Origin of the sequence: uncultured Tateyamaria sp., assembly GCF_947503705.1 — a bacterium.
Classification (GTDB): Bacteria; Pseudomonadota; Alphaproteobacteria; order Rhodobacterales; family Rhodobacteraceae; genus Tateyamaria.
The window spans coordinates 489,397-504,605 of the sequence record NZ_CANNES010000002.1 but is presented as its reverse complement, the minus strand read 5'-3'; the positions used below and the strand labels follow the sequence as shown (position 1 = coordinate 504,605).

Genomic DNA, 15,209 nt, shown 5'->3' with positions numbered 1-15,209 from the left:
CAGATGCCCCAAGGTCTTCCTCTCTGCCATCGCTCTCGCCGCCATCGTCATCTATTGGCTATGAGTCCTGACCCTAGCTTTCTAAAAAGGAAACTATCATGTCAGATGCTAATCAATACGAACAACAAATGCTGGATCTAATCAACGCAGACCGAGCTGCCGCGGGTCTACCCCCCTTGTCTTCAATGGAGACCTCAACGAGGCCAACGAAGAACACAGCGCCTGGATGCTTGAAACAGACAGCTTCTCTCACCGTGGTGAAGACGGTTCGTCGTCCCGTGATCGCATAGAAGACGCGGGCTATGAATTGGCGGGCCGTTGGCTGACCGGTGAAAATATCGCATGGGTGAACGAAGCTGGCGAGAATGGTTTGTCCGACGAAGTTGTCCGCCTGCACACCAACCTGATGAACAGCCCCGAGCACCGCGCCAACCTTTTGAACCCTGATTTCAAAGAAATCGGCATCGGTATCGAGACGGGGGATTTTGTTGACGACGGAGAGAATGTCGACGCTGTATTTGTGACGCAAAATTTCGGAACGACAAGTGCGAATTCTGTGCTTCTCCCTGACGACGCAGCCCCAGCCGCGGTTGTTGATCAAACCGAAATGCCGACAGGCAGCGGCGAAGGTTTGCAGCCTCAGACCGAAGCATCCGGTGGATCTGCTTTCGATATCGCACAATTCATGGCTGACAGGGTTTCTCCACGGCTTTTCAGAATGATAGCGAAACTGCCACAGGTTTCACATCCACCGAGCAAAGCACCACAAGCAGCGTCAATGCGACGGCCACCGCCAGCCAGACGGACGGCCCATCCACAGAGGTGGACGGCGAAGGAAACTACAGTGGCGGCAGCACAGCGACGGTGAATGGCGTTTCAGAAACAGAACTGGCGTCCGGACCCAATCCAATCTCCGACCCTGCCGAAACTGATCCGGTTCCAGCAGCAGAACAAAGTGTCCCACTTCCTGAGGAGACTGCTGCAGATGCGGTTCCCACCAGCGAAACTTTCAACTTTGATGAATTCATCATGGGCTTGGAAGAGGGCGCTGAAGTTGAGACCATGACGACCACAGGCAGTGGCGACGCGACGGCGACCGCAAGTTGGGTCGGTGGTCCTTCAGTGGGGGTTGAAGGCGCAGGAAACTTCGGTGGCAGTGGAACCGTAATGGTGGGCGGTGTCACAGAGGCAGAAGTCGTATTTGGGTCAAGCCTTACTGCCGAGATGGATGAAGGCGGTATCGCAGATGCGGTTGCAAGCGCCGAGGACGCCTTTCTGATTGAATTTCTTTTGATGCAGGGCAACGCAGAACCTGAGGGCCTGGCGCCGCCGGTCGCCGACAACTCGCCAACCAGCTCAACGCTTTATTTTGCCGATGCTTTGGCACAACCTGATACATTTTTCGCAGAAGAGTTCTTGTTCTGATACCGGTCGGTGGGGGGGCGAGCCTCCCCCATCGTTTCAACAGAAACTTAAAAAAACTCCACTTTTAATATGTGGTTCGCTTCTCCGGCAGTACGCCCATTGTTCTGAAGTGCCATTCCGCCTGGCTTAACCCAGAATATGAAAATTCCGATAATCTAGCTGCTGTGCTCATTTCAGTTCCCGTCTAGATGTAGACGGCACTGCGCAGTGTTCCCAAGAGGGTTTACTCCCATTGCATCCGCAGGGCGGCCCTTTTGACAGCAAGATGCAATCCGATTGTCATGATCGCCAGAACCACCAATCTTGCAAACATCAAATCCGTTTTGGCGCGCCCATTTGCAAGCAACATAAGATAGCCTAACCCTCTGGACGCACCGACCCATTCGCCTATTACGGCTCCGAGTGGTGCATAGACTGCGGCCAGTTTCAGCCCCGTTGCAAGAGACGGGAGCGCATGAGGAATTCTGATCCGCCACATGACTTGCCAGTTTGTTCCGTTCATCGTTCGAGCCATATCGGTGACGTCTTGCGGGACACGGGTTAGCCCGTCGTAAAATGCGCTGGTCACAGGAAAATAGATAATCAGAATTGCCATCATGACTTTCGATGCCATCCCGTATCCAAGCCAAAGCGTCAGAATGGGGGCGAGGGCAAACACGGGAACCGCTTGTGTGAAGACCAACAGTGGCATTACTAGACGGTACAGTCGATCCGAGCGGGCCAACTGCACTGCCGTGACAGCCCCAAGCAAGACCCCCAGAACGAGCCCCATAGCGACCTCGAATCCCGTCACAAGTGCATTTTCACCAATTAGCACGCGATTTTCCCAGCCGACCTGCGCAACCCGCCGAGGAGATGGCAAGATGAAATGTGGAACTCCGGCGATCCACACAGTGCCTTGCCAAACCGTCAGACCAAATGCCGTGACACCAGCCAGGTAACTGATTTTGTTCATCGCAAACCTCGCAGAAACGACAGCAGTTCCGCCTGAAAAATCGCCGTTTCAGGGGCATGTTGGTCACGCACCGGTGCGCTGCTTGGTGTCTGCCATAGTCGTAGGCCGTGCGATGTGAGCACGGCAATCTGATGGCCCAACCGTACTGCCTCTGCCGGATCATGGGTCACGATCAATACTGTTTTTCCCTTCAACTTTCGCGCGGCAAGATCCTGCATGTCAGCGCGCGTGCTGGCATCCAGCGCAGAGAATGGCTCATCCAGCAGAGCAATGGGGCGCTCCTCCATCAATGTGCGTGCCAAGGCTGTGCGTTGACGCATACCGCCGGACAAGGCGTTGGGTTTTTCATCGCGATACCCACCCAATCCGACCTGACCAATCAAGTCCATGGCGCGCCGCATATCCGGTTTTTCCTTCCGCAGGCGGATACCCAGAACGACGTTTTCAAGAACGGTTAGCCATGGCAAAAGCAAGTCTGATTGCGCCATGTAGCTGATCCGTCCGTCCAGCGGGTTATCGTCCGATACCCAGATATTACCCTCAAAAGCTTCGCCGGAATCGAGCCCTGCAATCAACCTGAGCAGTGTCGTTTTCCCGACTCCGGACCTGCCCAACAAGCATGTCCACTGCCCTGCAAGCAGCTCTAGATCCACTCCGTCAAATAGCCGATGACCTGCAATGTCATACCGACCGCGGATTCTTATCGCTGGTGCGTCAGTCACAGCCTGTGCAAACCGACATCCCACAACAGCGCCTCTTGCTGTGAGACGGTCGTGAAACGAAATTGAAGATTTTCCCACCTTGCGGCACATACGAAATCAGCGTTCAAGCGGCGCTCAAACGGGATGCCGGTAATCTTGCCGACCGCTCCATTCGATTTCGGATAGCGTCCGTCGCTCATTGCGCCGTCACGTCGAAGGCGATCTTTTGCACGGGATTGACGTGAGGGATCAGGCCAGCATCGTGTAAGAACGCCTCGAACGCGGCATAACGGCCGTTATCCATTGCGGCAGGGCGCAATGCGAAACGGGGCAACGTATCCGCCCATGCACGTTGGTTTAGTTCATCAGACAACTCGGGTGCGGTGCCCGCAAAGATCTCCCAACTCTGCTGCGGATGGTTGATGATGAATTGAGTAGCCTTCTCCGTGGCTTGCAGAAAACGGCGGATCATATCAACGTCCATCGTTTCGGCGTGCGCCACGTATATTAGCTCATCATAGGATGGAAGGCCCTCTTCCTCGACGTAGAAACACTGTCCGGGAACGCCCTCGATGTCCATCTGGTTCAATTCAAAATTTCGGAACGCTCCGATTACCGCATCCACTTGGCCTGACATCAGCGAAGGAGAAAGCGACCAGTTAACGTTGACCAATTCCACATCGTCCAGCGTCAGACCATGAGTTTTTAGGACGTGGCCCAAGACAGCCTCTTCGACACCGCCGACGGAAAACCCTACTTTACCGCCCTTTAGATCCGCAGGCGAAGCTATGGGCCCTTCAGCGAGTGTCAGCAGGCAATTCAGCGGTGTCGCCACCAATGTACCAACCCGCAGCAAGGGCAGACCCTCGTGAACCTGAAGATGCAGTTGTGGCTGATAGGAAATCGCAAGATCCGCCCTTCCGGCTGCGACTAATTTTGGCGGATCGGAGGGATTGGCGGGGGCAATGACCTCGACGTTTAGGCCATAGTCGGTGAAGAAGCCCATTTCCTGCGCAATGATGACAGGTCCGTGGTCGGGGTTTACAAACCAATCGAGCAAAAGTGTCATCTGATCCTGTGCCAACAGGGGGCTTGCACAGATGGAAAAGGCGCAGCTGAGTAGAAAAGACTTCATGAACGTGTTTCCTCTGACGGTATGTAAAAGCTTGCAAAATGATGTGTGGGGCCGTGACCCGACCCAACGTTCAGGTCATCGGCTTGGGCGATAGCTGCAGTAACGTAGGATTTGGCGGCAGCCGCGGCGGCCGGTAAATCACGCATGTGGGCAATTTGTGCGGCCAGCGCGGACGACAATGTGCACCCAGTTCCGTGCGTTTTGCGTGTCGCGATCCGCGCGCTTTCAAACCAAACGCAACTGTCTGCGGTTACGAGACAATCCGGGCAGTCATCACCGGTCAGATGTCCACCTTTGACAAGGACAGCCGCAGATCCCAGCGCAAGCAATGCGCGGCCTTGCATTTCCATATCCGGCCGCGTCGTTGCGACCTCTGTGCCAAGCAGGTGAGCTGCTTCGAGCAGATTAGGAGTTAGAACGGTAGCCATTGGCAAAAGCGCTTCGCGCACAACCGCAACTGCACTCAGATCCAAAAGCGATGCGCCGCCTTTGGCGATCATCACCGGATCAAGCACAATTGGAATATCTTGACCCGCCAGTGCCTCGGCAACAGCATGAGCGATCTCTGCGTTTGCGATCATACCGATCTTGACGGCGTGCACATGAATATCGTCAAACACCGCTTGTATCTGGCCATGGACAAAGCTGGGTGACACGAGGCAAATATCACGGACACCACGGGTATTCTGTACCGTCAGTGCAGTAATCGCAGCCATGGCAAATGCGCCGTTTGCGGAAATGGCTTTTATGTCCGCCTGCATGCCTGCTCCACCGGACGGGTCCGACCCTGCTATACTCAGCACATTCGGGATCATGTGCATAACTCTGGGTACTTGAATGCCAATGCGGCCTCTTTTGGGTCGGCTTGACCGCAAATAGCCGAAACGATCGCCTGGCCTTTTGATCCGGTCGCCAACACCTGCTTCTGGTGCTGTGCTTTCAATCCACCAATTGCGACGGTGGGCAATGCGCTGAGGCGCACCAATCGTTCGAGGCCATCAAAACCAATCGGTGTTTCATGATCTGCTTTGGTTGCCGTCCCAAAGACTGGACCAATGCCGAGGTAATCGACGATGCCAGGATCAGCGGCAAGAACCGCATCAGAAGTTTCACATGACAGGCCAAGAATCTTGTGCGGGCCGAGAATGTTGCGCGCCTGCGCAGGCTGCATGTCCCCTTGCCCGATATGGGCGCCGTCGACATCAGCAGCAACTGCCGCTTCTACGTCATCATTGATAAGCAAAGGCACGCCAGTTCCCGCCAATGCGGCCTTTAAAGCCAACGCCATGCTGACCCGTTCAGGAGTTGTGGCGTCTTTAGCGCGCAGTTGTACCATCGTGACGCCGCCCGCAACGGCCTGCACAACGGTTTCGACCAAGCCAAGATGGCGACACAACGCACTGTCTGTCACTAAATACAGACGTAGCAACTGGTGCAGACCATTCATGAGGTGACAACACTGGAAAGCTCATCGGGCTGGGTTGTGGCCAAAGCGTCAAGGAAATGCATTTGGAACGTGCCCGGTCCATTCGCCCTACCCGCTGCTTTGGTTCCTGCCGCTTTGAAATGTGCGAGCGTTGCGAGCGCGGCTTCGAACGCAGGTCCAATGGATACATAGGCGCCCATCAACGCCGTTTGCGCGCATCCCAGGGCTGTCACCTTAGGCATGAGATCAGAACCACCGGTGACTTTTGCAGATTGCACGCCATCCGTTACGAAATCGACTGGGCCCGTTACTGCAACGACGGTTTCATATTGACGGGCGAGCGTGCACGCCGCGTTTTCAGCGGCACTCACAGTATCACCACTGTCGGCCCCCTTGCCTGCGCCGATTTGGCCAGTCATGGCTATGATTTCGGAAGCATTTCCTCGCAGGATTGTCGGCCGGAGTGCCATAAGTTCCTGTGCCACACCTTTGCGATATCGTGAGATGAAATGAGCAACCGGGTCGAGGACCCAAGGCACGTTGTTGGCACGGGCCACTCGGGCCGATGCCATCATGGCTTTAGCCCACGGTTCTGACAGTGTGCCGATGTTGACTGTGAGCGCACTGCAGACGGGTGTGAAGTCAGCGACTTCTTCTGGCGCATGGACCATCGCGGGCGATGCACCAGCGGCAAGCACCACATTTGCAGCTACGTTCATGGCGACATAGTTCGTGATACACTGAACGAGAGGGTTTTTCTCTCTCATAGTGGTCAACAGGTTTTGTGGGGTCATCACGTCTCCTTCTGTACGAAAAAAGGAGAAAGCGTTCACGAAAGCACAGAACGTCCGACCTCCCTCCGCCAGCATTATCTGGTTCAGGTTCAAAGGGTACTTCTCAGCCTCACGGCGCCCCTGGTGCGTGCTGTTTAGGATCTCAGCCGGAGAATGTCAAACAGAGCCGATGCTAGGTTTTCAGGAGTATCTTTTCACAGGATTCATAGGCTTAGGGTTTCTATGCAGAAATTCGATTGCGGGTTTTGTGACTACCAAAAAGTGATACGGCTTCGCCATGTCGTCCCTCCATCCGGTCTAAGAAAACACCTTCGCCCCCCGTGATTTGCCACGGTCTTTGAATCGCATTGTGGCGCTATCCTCTGCTCGCGAAATTCGGAAACTGAATAGTCTGAGGTTGCGGCGTTATTGCGCTCAACACAGGAGTTCGGGGCGTGACTTCACCACTGCGCCCTCCAGGGGGGGAGGGGCGGGCGCGGCCCGGTGGTGCCGCCGGGCAAAACAGCTTCGATGTAGGAAATGAGGTTGCATTCGCCCAGCCGGGCGATGCCGGGTATAGTGCTGGCGCTTTCGGCCTTGCATGCGCTGCGGCGGTGTTGGTTGAACGCCGTGGTGCCGGCGGGGTGAACCTCGCCCTGCGGTGGTTGGTGCGTTGCTTAGATGGCCCGGTCTACAGCTTCGGCGGCGCGGGTGATGTCGCGGCCGACGCCTTTGGCGGTTTCGCAGGCGGCGAGTGCCGTGGCGGCGATGATCGCCAGCAGGATCAGGCGGGTGCGGGGCATGGGACCTCTGTGTTTTGTTCTGTGCTGGACATAGCCTTTGGGCGGTGGGCCGTCAATTTATTGGGTTGTGCACAATGTGTTGCGTTGGCGGGCTGAACAGTGCCTTAGGGGATTGCTTGTGAGGTGAGGCCCTCTCGTGCATCGCTTTGCGATACACTGCCGGGCGACGCGCACCGCCCAAGGGCGGCACGCTGGTTCGTGAATTGCTCTTGCCCTTCAATTCCGGCATACTCGCCCCTATCAGAGCGGGCAAATCCGCCGGAGCAGAGAGTAACCCATGATGGTATCCAAGATCCTGATCGCGGCTGTGGCGGCCTTTGCCCTGACCGCTTGCGGCGGCACCCGCTATTCCAGCTACAACGCGGTCCGTGGCACCACGCCCACGGTCCTGTTTGCCACCGGTCCGATCTATTCCGCGTGTCAAAAGGCGGGGCGCAAGCAGGCCAGCCGGGCCCGATGTGGCTGTGTCCAGGCCGTCGCGGATCAGAGTCTGAACACCGACGATCAGCGGCGCGGGGCCAGTTTCTTTGAGGACCCCCATCGCGCCCAGGAGGTCCGCCAGTCGGATCGCAGCGCCGATGAGCGGTTTTGGACCAAATGGAAGGCCTATAGTTCGGATGCGGCGCGCATGTGCACCTGATCGGACGGGTGCCTAGAGGCTCCGCAGCCAGAATTGCAGCGGTTTGACCGTTTCGCCAGCCTGATCCACATCTTTCCAGCTGAAATGCGCCACGACGCCGGGCAGCCGGGCGTAGCCGCGCCCTTCCCAGAACCCTTCGAGCGGGCGGTATTGCGAGGGCCGCAGTGGGTGGTCTGGCGGTCGGATCACCGCGCAAAAGCAGATGTTGCGATATCCCAGACCGCGGGCATAGGCCTCGCGCCGGTCAAAGAACTCCTGCCCGATCCCGCGCCCCCTGTAGCGTGGCAACAGAACGCTTTCGCCGCAATAATAGGTGGTTTTCAGGTCGATCCCCGAGCTCTCGAACGCCTCTTGGAAGTCGCCTGCGTGGTCGGCCAGAGGCGCACCTGTAGAGGCCCCCACCAGCCAATCCCCGTCATAGACTCCGATCACGATGGCCGCGTCGCTGAGTTCATAGCTTTGCAGATAGCGCCGTTCATACTCCAGATCGCCGTCATAGAGGTATGGCCAATCCCGGAACACAGCGATGCGCAGCCGCGCGATGTCTTCGATGGCGTCGCTGAGATCGGCGCCCGTCAGGTTTTCAAGGCGGATCACGCGACCTGCCGCAGCCAGTCGGCGAGGTTATAATAGGTGGTCACTCGGGCGATTTTGCCGTCCCGCAGGGTAAAGAACGACCCGGCGGGCAGGCAGTAGCGTTGCCCCCGCGCTTCGGGCAGGCCGGTATCCGTCGCCAGATAGGTGCCGTTCACGGTGTATTCGGCAGCCGCCCGTGTGCCATCGTCGCTGGCCAGCACCACCATATCCGTCAGGTTCTCGGCGTAGCAGGCATTCATATGGGTGCAAAAGGCGTCGAAGGCGTCGATGCCTGTGCGCACCTGTCCTTCGTTCACGTGGTGAGCCACATCTGCCGTCAGACAATCGAGCATGCCCGGCACGTCGCCTGCGTTGAAGGCGTCGAAATAGCGGTTGATGATCTCCATCATGACCCTCCGGTTGCGTCGCCCCAGCGGTTGGTGAGGCGGTTGATGATCTGGTCGCGGGCGGCGCGGTAGCTTTCAAGCTTGGCCTCTCGGGTTTCGCCCAGTCCCGTGGGGTCAAGGATCGGCCAGTATTCCACGTCGAGGTGGTAATATCGTGTCAGTTCCAGCGCCCGCCGCTGGCTGGCCGGCGACAGCGCGATGACCAGATCGAACGAGCTGAGATCGTCGCCCCAATCCTCCATCTCGTCAAAGCTCCTCGAGCGGTGGCGGCTGAGCTCGACCCCCATTTCCTGACAGACGGCGATGGAAAACCCATCAATTTCCATGTCGTTGGTCACGCCCACCGATTGGACGTAAGTCCCTGTACCGTAGAACTTTTTCATCAGCCCCTCGGCCATGGGCGAGCGCACTGCGTTGTGGTCACAGCAAAACAGCACGGACTGGGGCAGGGGTTGGGTCATTTATCCGCCGAAATGCAGGACACAGATCAGGGTAAAGAGCCTCCGGGCGGTGTCGGTATCGACCTCGACCTTGCCCTCCAGCCGTTCCTGGAGCACCCGGCTGCCTTCGTTGTGGATGCCGCGCCGGGCCATGTCGATGGTTTCGATTTGGGAGGGGGGCAGTTTCTTGACCGCGTCGAAATAGCTTTCGCAGATCTGGAAGTAGTCTTTGACCACCTGGCGAAACGGGCCCAGCGACAAGTGGAACTCGGCCGCCGGTTCGGCGCCTTCGGTCTGGACGTTGAACACCAGCCGCTTTTCCCGGATCGACAAGCCCACATGATAAGGCCCCGCAGGTACCGCGCGCCCATCGCGCTCGGGCAGGACAAAGACGTTGTCTTCGAGCAGGTCAAAGACGGCGACCTTGCGCTCTTGCTCGATCTCGGGCGTGGGCGGGGGCAGGTTCGCGTCGTCGAGCGTGATATTGGTGATGCGGGTCATGGGTCCGGCACTTTCAGGCAATCAATTTAAAACTGGGTATCGCAGGTCGGCACCCTGGGCAATGCCACGTCCTTCACTGTGCTTTATTGCAAATCCAACCTCAAGCAGTACGGTGCTCCTATTCAGAGAAGGTTTTTGTCCATGACCAAGATTAAGCGCGCGATTGTTTTTGTTCCCGGTTTTGAGAGGCGCGAGCAGCTGGCCGTTCGCGATCATTTGGTGTCGTCGATTGTGCACTATACCGATGGTTACAAGACCTCTGTGTCTGACGGGGTGACCGAAAACGGGGCCAACCGCGTGACCGTCGAGGTGCAGGATCGTCAATCCGATTATGCTGCGACCCTGGATGTCTATGAGGCCTATTGGGGCGACCTTGTGCCCGACTGGAGCCAGGAAAGCCCCTGGCAGCGGTTCAAGCGCGGTCTGCTCTTGATCTGGTATTGGGCGGGCGGTGGTCTGGTCAAATCCATTGGTCGGGGCGAGATGCCCACCCGTACCGTTGTGGCCATGATCATCGCGGCGCTGATGTTGCTGTTGTGGTATACCAGCGTGATCAGTGTGCTGATCCAGGCCATTGGATCGACCGAATCCGGTGTGCCCACAGTCTTGCAGGACGTGCTGAACGACTATGCCTGGACCCGTGCGACCCTGGATTGGGCGGGGTCCTTCAGCGACTTGCCTCTGATCCTGTTTCTGATCGGCCTTATTGGTCTGGGCAAGCTGGAGGGGATGGCGAACATATCCAGTTTTGTCAAAGCTTACCTGCGCGATGATCCCACCAGTGACGATGATGTGGGCCTGCGGGCCAAGGCCCGGCTGCGCGTTCTCAACATGCTGGATCACGTGAATGGCGAGGGGCAGAATTATGATGAGGTGCATGTGGTCGCCCATTCGCTGGGCGGGGCCATTGCCGTGGATGCGCTGGCCGAATACGGGTCAACCTTGCCCAAGACGGTGTTGCACACCTGGGGGTCGGCCATGGGCCTTTTGGTTCAGCAGGAGGCGCTGGTCGAGTTGGAGATTGCCAAGTTGTATGACGCGCAAACGCCGTTGAACACATGGGTCGACGTGGTCTTTGCCAAGGATGTGATGGCCAGCCCCCGGCCCGTGCCGCGCAAATATGACGGGCCCAAGCGGACCAAGGCGCTTTACGATGCCAAGTTCCCAGACACGATTGTGCCGCCGATGCCCAAGCGCTCTGCCTTTGCCTATCAGCAGATGCATATGGCCTATTTCCGCTGTGAAAAGGCAATGTTGATGCTGGTGGAACCGTTGGAGCAGCTGCCTCATCTGGCCCCGCCGACTGACCCTAGTCGTTAAGCTTGCGCAAGCGGGCCGTCACCGACAGCCCGTGTGCCTCTAGGCTTTCGGACGCCGCCAGCCGTTCTGCGCCGGGGCCGATGGCGCGCAGGGCTTCGGGTGTCATTTGCGCCAATGTGGTCCGTTTGACGAAATCCATGACCGAAAGGCCGGATGAGAACCGGGCAGACCGGGCGGTGGGCAGGACGTGGTTTGGCCCGCCGATATAGTCGCCGATGGCCTCGGGCGTCCATTGGCCCAGAAATATCGCACCTGCATGAGTGATTTTTTGGGAGAGCCCCTTGGGATCGGCGACACAGAGTTCGAGGTGTTCGGGGGCGATCCTGTCCGACAGTGCGGCGGCGGTGTCGAAATCGGGCACCGTGATCACGGCGCCATAGTCCCGCCAACTGGCCCCGGCAATGGCACGCCGTTGCAGGGTTTCGAGCCGTTTTTCGACAGCTTTGGCCACTTGCTGGCCGAAATTTGCATCGGTTGTGATCAACAGAGATTGCGCGCTTTCGTCATGCTCGGCCTGACTGAGCAGGTCGAGGGCGATCCAGTCGGGGTCATTGTCCGCGTCCGCGATCACCAGAATCTCTGACGGGCCTGCAATCATGTCGATGCCGACCTTGCCGAACACCCGCCGTTTCGCGGCGGCGACAAAAGCGTTGCCGGGGCCGGTGATCTTGTCCACGGGCGCAATTGTTTCGGTGCCATAAGCCAGCGCCGCCACCGCCTGTGCGCCGCCGATCCGGTAAATCTCGTCCACGCCGGCGAGTTTCGCGGCCAGCAGGACCAGCGGGTTCAGCACGCCGTCTGGTGTCGGCACGGTGATGGCGAGCCGGCTGACCCCCGCGACCTTGGCCGGGATCGCGTTCATCAGGACGGAGGATGGATAGCTTGCCAGCCCACCCGGCACATAGAGCCCTGCCGCCGAAACAGGCGTCCACCGCCAGCCGAGCGTCGCGCCTGCACCGTCCGTCCATTCCGCGTCCTCGGGCATTTGCCGTGCGTGATAGGCGGCGATCCGGTCGGCGGCCAGTTCCAGCGCTGCGCGGTCTTCGGGCGAGACTTGGGCGATGGCGGTATCGACGTCTTGGCCCGTGATCCGCAGCGTGTCGGGTGTCACGCTGATCCGGTCGAATTTTTCGGTAAGTTCAATGACGGCGGCGTCGCCGCGTTGTCGCACATCGGCGATGATCCCGGCCACGGTGGCGTCCACGTCAGGGCTGTCCTCGCGCTTGGCATTCAAGAGCGCGTCGAACCGCGCGTCAAAATCCGCGTCGCTGTAGTCCAGAAACTGAGGCATCGGCCCATCCTTTATGTGTCCCGCTGGGACATAGCGGGGCGGGCCGGGGTCCTCAAGGTCGGGTGAGGGATAGGTTTTGGTTCGTGGGGACGGTTTGCCAGTCGGTCCAGTCGCCATGGGGCCAGCGAATGCGCAGTTTGATGGTTTGGGCCGTGCCCAGCCCGAAATGCTGTGGCCCGGCGACGCCGCCTGCGTGCCCGCCGCCCACCGTTACTTCGCGGGCCTGAATGGCGGTGCCGTCATCCACCTCGATCCAGGCGCCGACGGCCTGGGTGTTGGTCCGGGGTTGGGTCAGCGCGACGCTGAGCCAGGTGCCGGGGTTCGCCGTGACGTTTTGCCAGACTTCGAGCGGGGCCCGCCTGTTCACCACCGCCAGATCAAGCAAACCGTCGCCATTCAGGTCCACCAGGGCCGCGCCCCGGCTGCGGTGCATAGAGGCGACGCCCGCCACGTCGCCCCGTTCCGCAAAGCTGCCATCGGCCATCCCGATCAGCAGGTTGTTGGGGTCTTCCATGGCGTTGCCGGGCATTTGCTGCACATTGCCCTTGGCGATGAAGGCATCATCGCGCCCGTCGTTCTGCACGTCGCCAAAGGCGATGTGCCAGCCGGTCGAGGGGCGGCCATCGTCGCCGATATACGGGCGTTGGGCAGCGGTGCCGCGTGCGAACGGCACGTCCTTGTAGGCCGGGCCGTCGCCTTGCTGTTCCATCAGGCGCTGATCGCCCATGGAGCTGAGGTACACCTCGTCCCGCCCGTCGCGGTCCAGATCGCGGGTGGCGATGCCCATGCCCCACAGGGTATGGCGGGCCCAGCCGTCGTCTTGGGTGTAAAGGCGCGGGGTGGCTTCCATCGCCCACAGTTGTTCCTGCCCGTCGCGGATGTAATAGTGCCGGTCGTTAGACATGCGCAGGTCGGGGCGGCCGTTGCGGGCCCAGTCGGTGAACAGGATCGACAGGGCGCAATGCCCGGGTTCCAGTACGGTTTCCGCATGGCCCATTGGCGTGGGCCGCCAAAGGCTGTTGGTGTCGCAGGCCTCGAACGGGCCTTCGGGATCGGCGCGGTCGACATAGTGGCCGATGGCGAATGTCGGCTCTGACTGGCCTGCCTCCCAGGTGGCGGAAAAGGCGGTGGACCAGTGATCGCCGGTGTCCAGCGGGGCGGGGGCAAAGGTGCAATCGCCCTTCCCGTTCAAGAGCACATCAGGGCCGACGCGCAGGATCATCAAGTCGAGATGGCCGTCATTATTGGCATCAAAGGGGTAGGCACCGGTGGTGGCGGTCAGGTCGAGGGCAGGGGGCGTGGCGTCGACAAAGGTGATTGGGCGGCCGACGTCCGAGGTATTGCGGAGCAGGATGGGCGGGTTGCTGCCCCCTGCCGCCACCAGATCGGGGCGGGTGTCACCATCGCAATCCAACACCGCAAGGCCGCCACCAACGAAATGCTCCCACCCGCCATCGTAGACGTGATGCGAGACGGGAACCGGGGCAAAACGCGGTTCCATCGGTGTATCGGCCTGCCCGACGGTCGCCAGAAGAGCGGCAACAGTGGCCGTGAGGTGCCCAACAGCGCGCTGCCCACGCGCCGCGTCGGGTTTTTCACAAAATCCGGGCCCCTTATACATCTTCCAACGCCTCCACCGCGCGATCCTGCACGAATTCCAGCGCATAGGCCGCAGCACCCCGTGCCCACATCAGGTTGTTCCACTTGTGCACGACAACCTCCGGGGCGGGCTTGTCGATCTCGACAATGGATTTGCGCATCTCTTCGATCACCGCGTCGGCATAAAGGTGGTCAAATTCCATCTGCTCGCCGGCCAGAATGATCAGTTCGGGGTCAAAGATGTTGACCAGATTGGCAAGCCCCATGGAAAACATTCGCCCCGCCCGGTCCACCACGGTCTTGGCGGTGGCATCGCCCGCCCGGGCCGCGGTGAGGATCGTTGTGACCGCTTGCGAGGTCGACGAGGTCGCCCCCACCCCGCCCACGCTGGTGGCCTCGCGGACCAGGGCGTAATCGGCCACATAGGCCTCAAGACAGCCGCGTTGGCCGCAGCGGCACAGCGCGCCCTCGAAATGTACCTTGGTGTGGCCAAATTCCGCGCCACAACCGCGCGTGCCGCGATAGATCTGGCCACCCAGCACCATGCCCATGCCCACACCGCTTTCGATGGTGATAACGATGAAATCGGAATGGTCCTTGCCCAGCCCGAACGTCAACTCGGCCATGGCCACAAGGTTGGCGTCATTGTCCACAAAGGCCGGAATGCCCAAATGCTGGGACAAGAGCGTGCCCAAAGGCATGTTGCGCTGATCAAGCGAGGGCGACCAGTAAACCAGCCCGTGATCGGCATCGACCACGCCTGAAATGCCCACGCCCACGCCCGAGATGTCGGACAGGTCACGGCCTGCTTCGGCCACAAGCGCCTTTAATCCCGCCAGTATCTCGGCGGCGAGGTCAGCCGCCGGTTGACGGCCCCGCACCATGGGGCGTTCGTGATCGGCCAGATGGGCCCCCTCAAAGTCGATCAAAACCAGCGAGATCGAGGCATCCGACACCTTCAGCCCCGCCACCAAATGCGCCCCTCCGGCGATCTTGAGATCGACGCGCGGGCGGCCCCGTGCGCTGCCGTCGGGATGTGATTCGCGGGGTACTTCGGCGATCAACCCGCCGCGCAAAAGATCGGCCGTCACAGAGGTGACGGTCGCCCGGCTGATGCCTGTGCGTTCGGCCAAATCAATGCGGGGCAGGGGCCCGTGGCTCGCGATCTCGCGCAACAACAGCCGCCTGCTTTCGACCTTTTGGTGACCGAACGCCAT

At 59.5% G+C, this 15,209-nt stretch carries 18 protein-coding genes and 1 riboswitch; of the genes, 4 read left to right on the top strand and 14 right to left on the bottom strand.

Features of this window, described 5'->3' with window-relative positions:
- The first annotated feature begins 115 nt into the window (after window positions 1-115).
- Complete coding sequence (locus tag Q1A44_RS08555) at window positions 116-868, top strand: CAP domain-containing protein (protein ID WP_299622882.1); 753 nt, start codon at window positions 116-118, stop codon at window positions 866-868.
- Window positions 823-1,425 carry a hypothetical protein gene (locus tag Q1A44_RS08550; protein WP_299622819.1) on the top strand — a complete coding sequence of 201 codons (603 nt, stop codon included), beginning with the start codon at window positions 823-825 and terminating at the stop codon, window positions 1,423-1,425. The genes Q1A44_RS08555 and Q1A44_RS08550 overlap by 46 nt, the downstream gene beginning before the upstream one ends.
- Before the next feature lie 223 nt (window positions 1,426-1,648).
- Here Q1A44_RS08550 and Q1A44_RS08545 read toward each other — a convergent pair whose 3' ends face one another.
- The 7 genes from Q1A44_RS08545 to Q1A44_RS08515 form a co-directional block, all read right to left on the bottom strand.
- Window positions 1,649-2,380, bottom strand: coding sequence for an ABC transporter permease (locus tag Q1A44_RS08545; protein WP_299622815.1), 732 nt, complete (start codon window positions 2,378-2,380; stop codon window positions 1,649-1,651).
- The gene (locus tag Q1A44_RS08540; RefSeq protein WP_299622811.1) at window positions 2,377-3,192 is read right to left on the bottom strand and encodes an ABC transporter ATP-binding protein; all 816 of its coding nucleotides are present in this window, start codon (window positions 3,190-3,192) and stop codon (window positions 2,377-2,379) included. The genes Q1A44_RS08545 and Q1A44_RS08540 overlap by 4 nt, the downstream gene beginning before the upstream one ends.
- 85 nt (window positions 3,193-3,277) lie before the next feature.
- Entirely contained in the window at window positions 3,278-4,216 is a 939-nt protein-coding gene (locus Q1A44_RS08535; RefSeq protein ID WP_299622808.1) for an ABC transporter substrate-binding protein, read from the bottom strand.
- The gene (thiD, locus tag Q1A44_RS08530) at window positions 4,213-5,031 is read right to left on the bottom strand and encodes a bifunctional hydroxymethylpyrimidine kinase/phosphomethylpyrimidine kinase (RefSeq protein ID WP_299622804.1); all 819 of its coding nucleotides are present in this window, start codon (window positions 5,029-5,031) and stop codon (window positions 4,213-4,215) included. The genes Q1A44_RS08535 and thiD overlap by 4 nt, the downstream gene beginning before the upstream one ends.
- Window positions 5,028-5,663 carry a thiamine phosphate synthase gene (thiE, locus tag Q1A44_RS08525; RefSeq protein ID WP_299622801.1) on the bottom strand — a complete coding sequence of 212 codons (636 nt, stop codon included), beginning with the start codon at window positions 5,661-5,663 and terminating at the stop codon, window positions 5,028-5,030. The genes thiD and thiE overlap by 4 nt, the downstream gene beginning before the upstream one ends.
- Window positions 5,660-6,436 (bottom strand): hydroxyethylthiazole kinase, encoded by a 777-nt coding sequence (thiM, locus tag Q1A44_RS08520; RefSeq protein ID WP_299622797.1) that lies wholly within the window; start codon window positions 6,434-6,436, stop codon window positions 5,660-5,662. The genes thiE and thiM overlap by 4 nt, the downstream gene beginning before the upstream one ends.
- Window positions 6,437-6,479: 43 nt before the next feature.
- Window positions 6,480-6,568, bottom strand: a riboswitch (TPP riboswitch).
- A gap of 524 nt (window positions 6,569-7,092) precedes the next feature.
- Window positions 7,093-7,218 carry an EcnA/B family entericidin gene (locus tag Q1A44_RS08515; protein WP_299622794.1) on the bottom strand — a complete coding sequence of 42 codons (126 nt, stop codon included), beginning with the start codon at window positions 7,216-7,218 and terminating at the stop codon, window positions 7,093-7,095.
- A 277-nt stretch (window positions 7,219-7,495) separates the two neighbouring features.
- On the opposite strand from Q1A44_RS08515, the gene Q1A44_RS08510 reads away from it, so the two are divergent.
- Entirely contained in the window at window positions 7,496-7,858 is a 363-nt protein-coding gene (locus tag Q1A44_RS08510; RefSeq protein ID WP_366942597.1) for a hypothetical protein, read from the top strand.
- A gap of 12 nt (window positions 7,859-7,870) precedes the next feature.
- On the opposite strand, the gene Q1A44_RS08505 is transcribed toward Q1A44_RS08510, so the two are convergent.
- The 4 genes from Q1A44_RS08505 to Q1A44_RS08490 are packed head-to-tail and all read right to left on the bottom strand — an operon-like array spanning window position 7,871 to window position 9,782.
- On the bottom strand, window positions 7,871-8,452 hold the full coding sequence (locus tag Q1A44_RS08505) for a GNAT family N-acetyltransferase (RefSeq protein WP_299622874.1): 582 nt from the start codon (window positions 8,450-8,452) through the stop codon (window positions 7,871-7,873).
- Window positions 8,452-8,844: a ketosteroid isomerase-related protein gene (locus Q1A44_RS08500; RefSeq protein WP_299622790.1), complete on the bottom strand. Its 393-nt coding sequence runs from the start codon at window positions 8,842-8,844 to the stop codon at window positions 8,452-8,454. Before Q1A44_RS08500 ends, Q1A44_RS08505 begins: the two co-directional genes overlap by 1 nt.
- Entirely contained in the window at window positions 8,841-9,302 is a 462-nt protein-coding gene (locus Q1A44_RS08495; protein ID WP_299622786.1) for a low molecular weight phosphatase family protein, read from the bottom strand. The genes Q1A44_RS08500 and Q1A44_RS08495 overlap by 4 nt, the downstream gene beginning before the upstream one ends.
- Window positions 9,303-9,782 carry a UPF0262 family protein gene (locus Q1A44_RS08490; protein WP_299622782.1) on the bottom strand — a complete coding sequence of 160 codons (480 nt, stop codon included), beginning with the start codon at window positions 9,780-9,782 and terminating at the stop codon, window positions 9,303-9,305.
- A gap of 141 nt (window positions 9,783-9,923) precedes the next feature.
- Here Q1A44_RS08490 and Q1A44_RS08485 point away from each other — a divergent pair, with 141 nt between their 5' ends.
- Window positions 9,924-11,102, top strand: coding sequence for an alpha/beta hydrolase (locus Q1A44_RS08485; RefSeq protein ID WP_299622778.1), 1,179 nt, complete (start codon window positions 9,924-9,926; stop codon window positions 11,100-11,102).
- Here Q1A44_RS08485 and hisD read toward each other — a convergent pair.
- Genes hisD through Q1A44_RS08470 form a run of 3 tightly spaced genes read right to left on the bottom strand, consistent with a single transcriptional unit; the run spans window position 11,092 to window position 15,209 of the window.
- Window positions 11,092-12,393, bottom strand: coding sequence for a histidinol dehydrogenase (gene hisD, locus Q1A44_RS08480; RefSeq protein WP_299622774.1), 1,302 nt, complete (start codon window positions 12,391-12,393; stop codon window positions 11,092-11,094). The two genes, Q1A44_RS08485 and hisD, sit on opposite strands and share 11 nt — an antisense overlap.
- A gap of 52 nt (window positions 12,394-12,445) precedes the next feature.
- Window positions 12,446-14,014, bottom strand: a complete 1,569-nt coding sequence (locus Q1A44_RS08475) for a CRTAC1 family protein (RefSeq protein WP_299622771.1) — start codon at window positions 14,012-14,014, stop codon at window positions 12,446-12,448.
- Window positions 14,007-15,209 carry an ROK family transcriptional regulator gene (locus tag Q1A44_RS08470; RefSeq protein ID WP_299622767.1) on the bottom strand — a complete coding sequence of 401 codons (1,203 nt, stop codon included), beginning with the start codon at window positions 15,207-15,209 and terminating at the stop codon, window positions 14,007-14,009. The genes Q1A44_RS08475 and Q1A44_RS08470 overlap by 8 nt, the downstream gene beginning before the upstream one ends.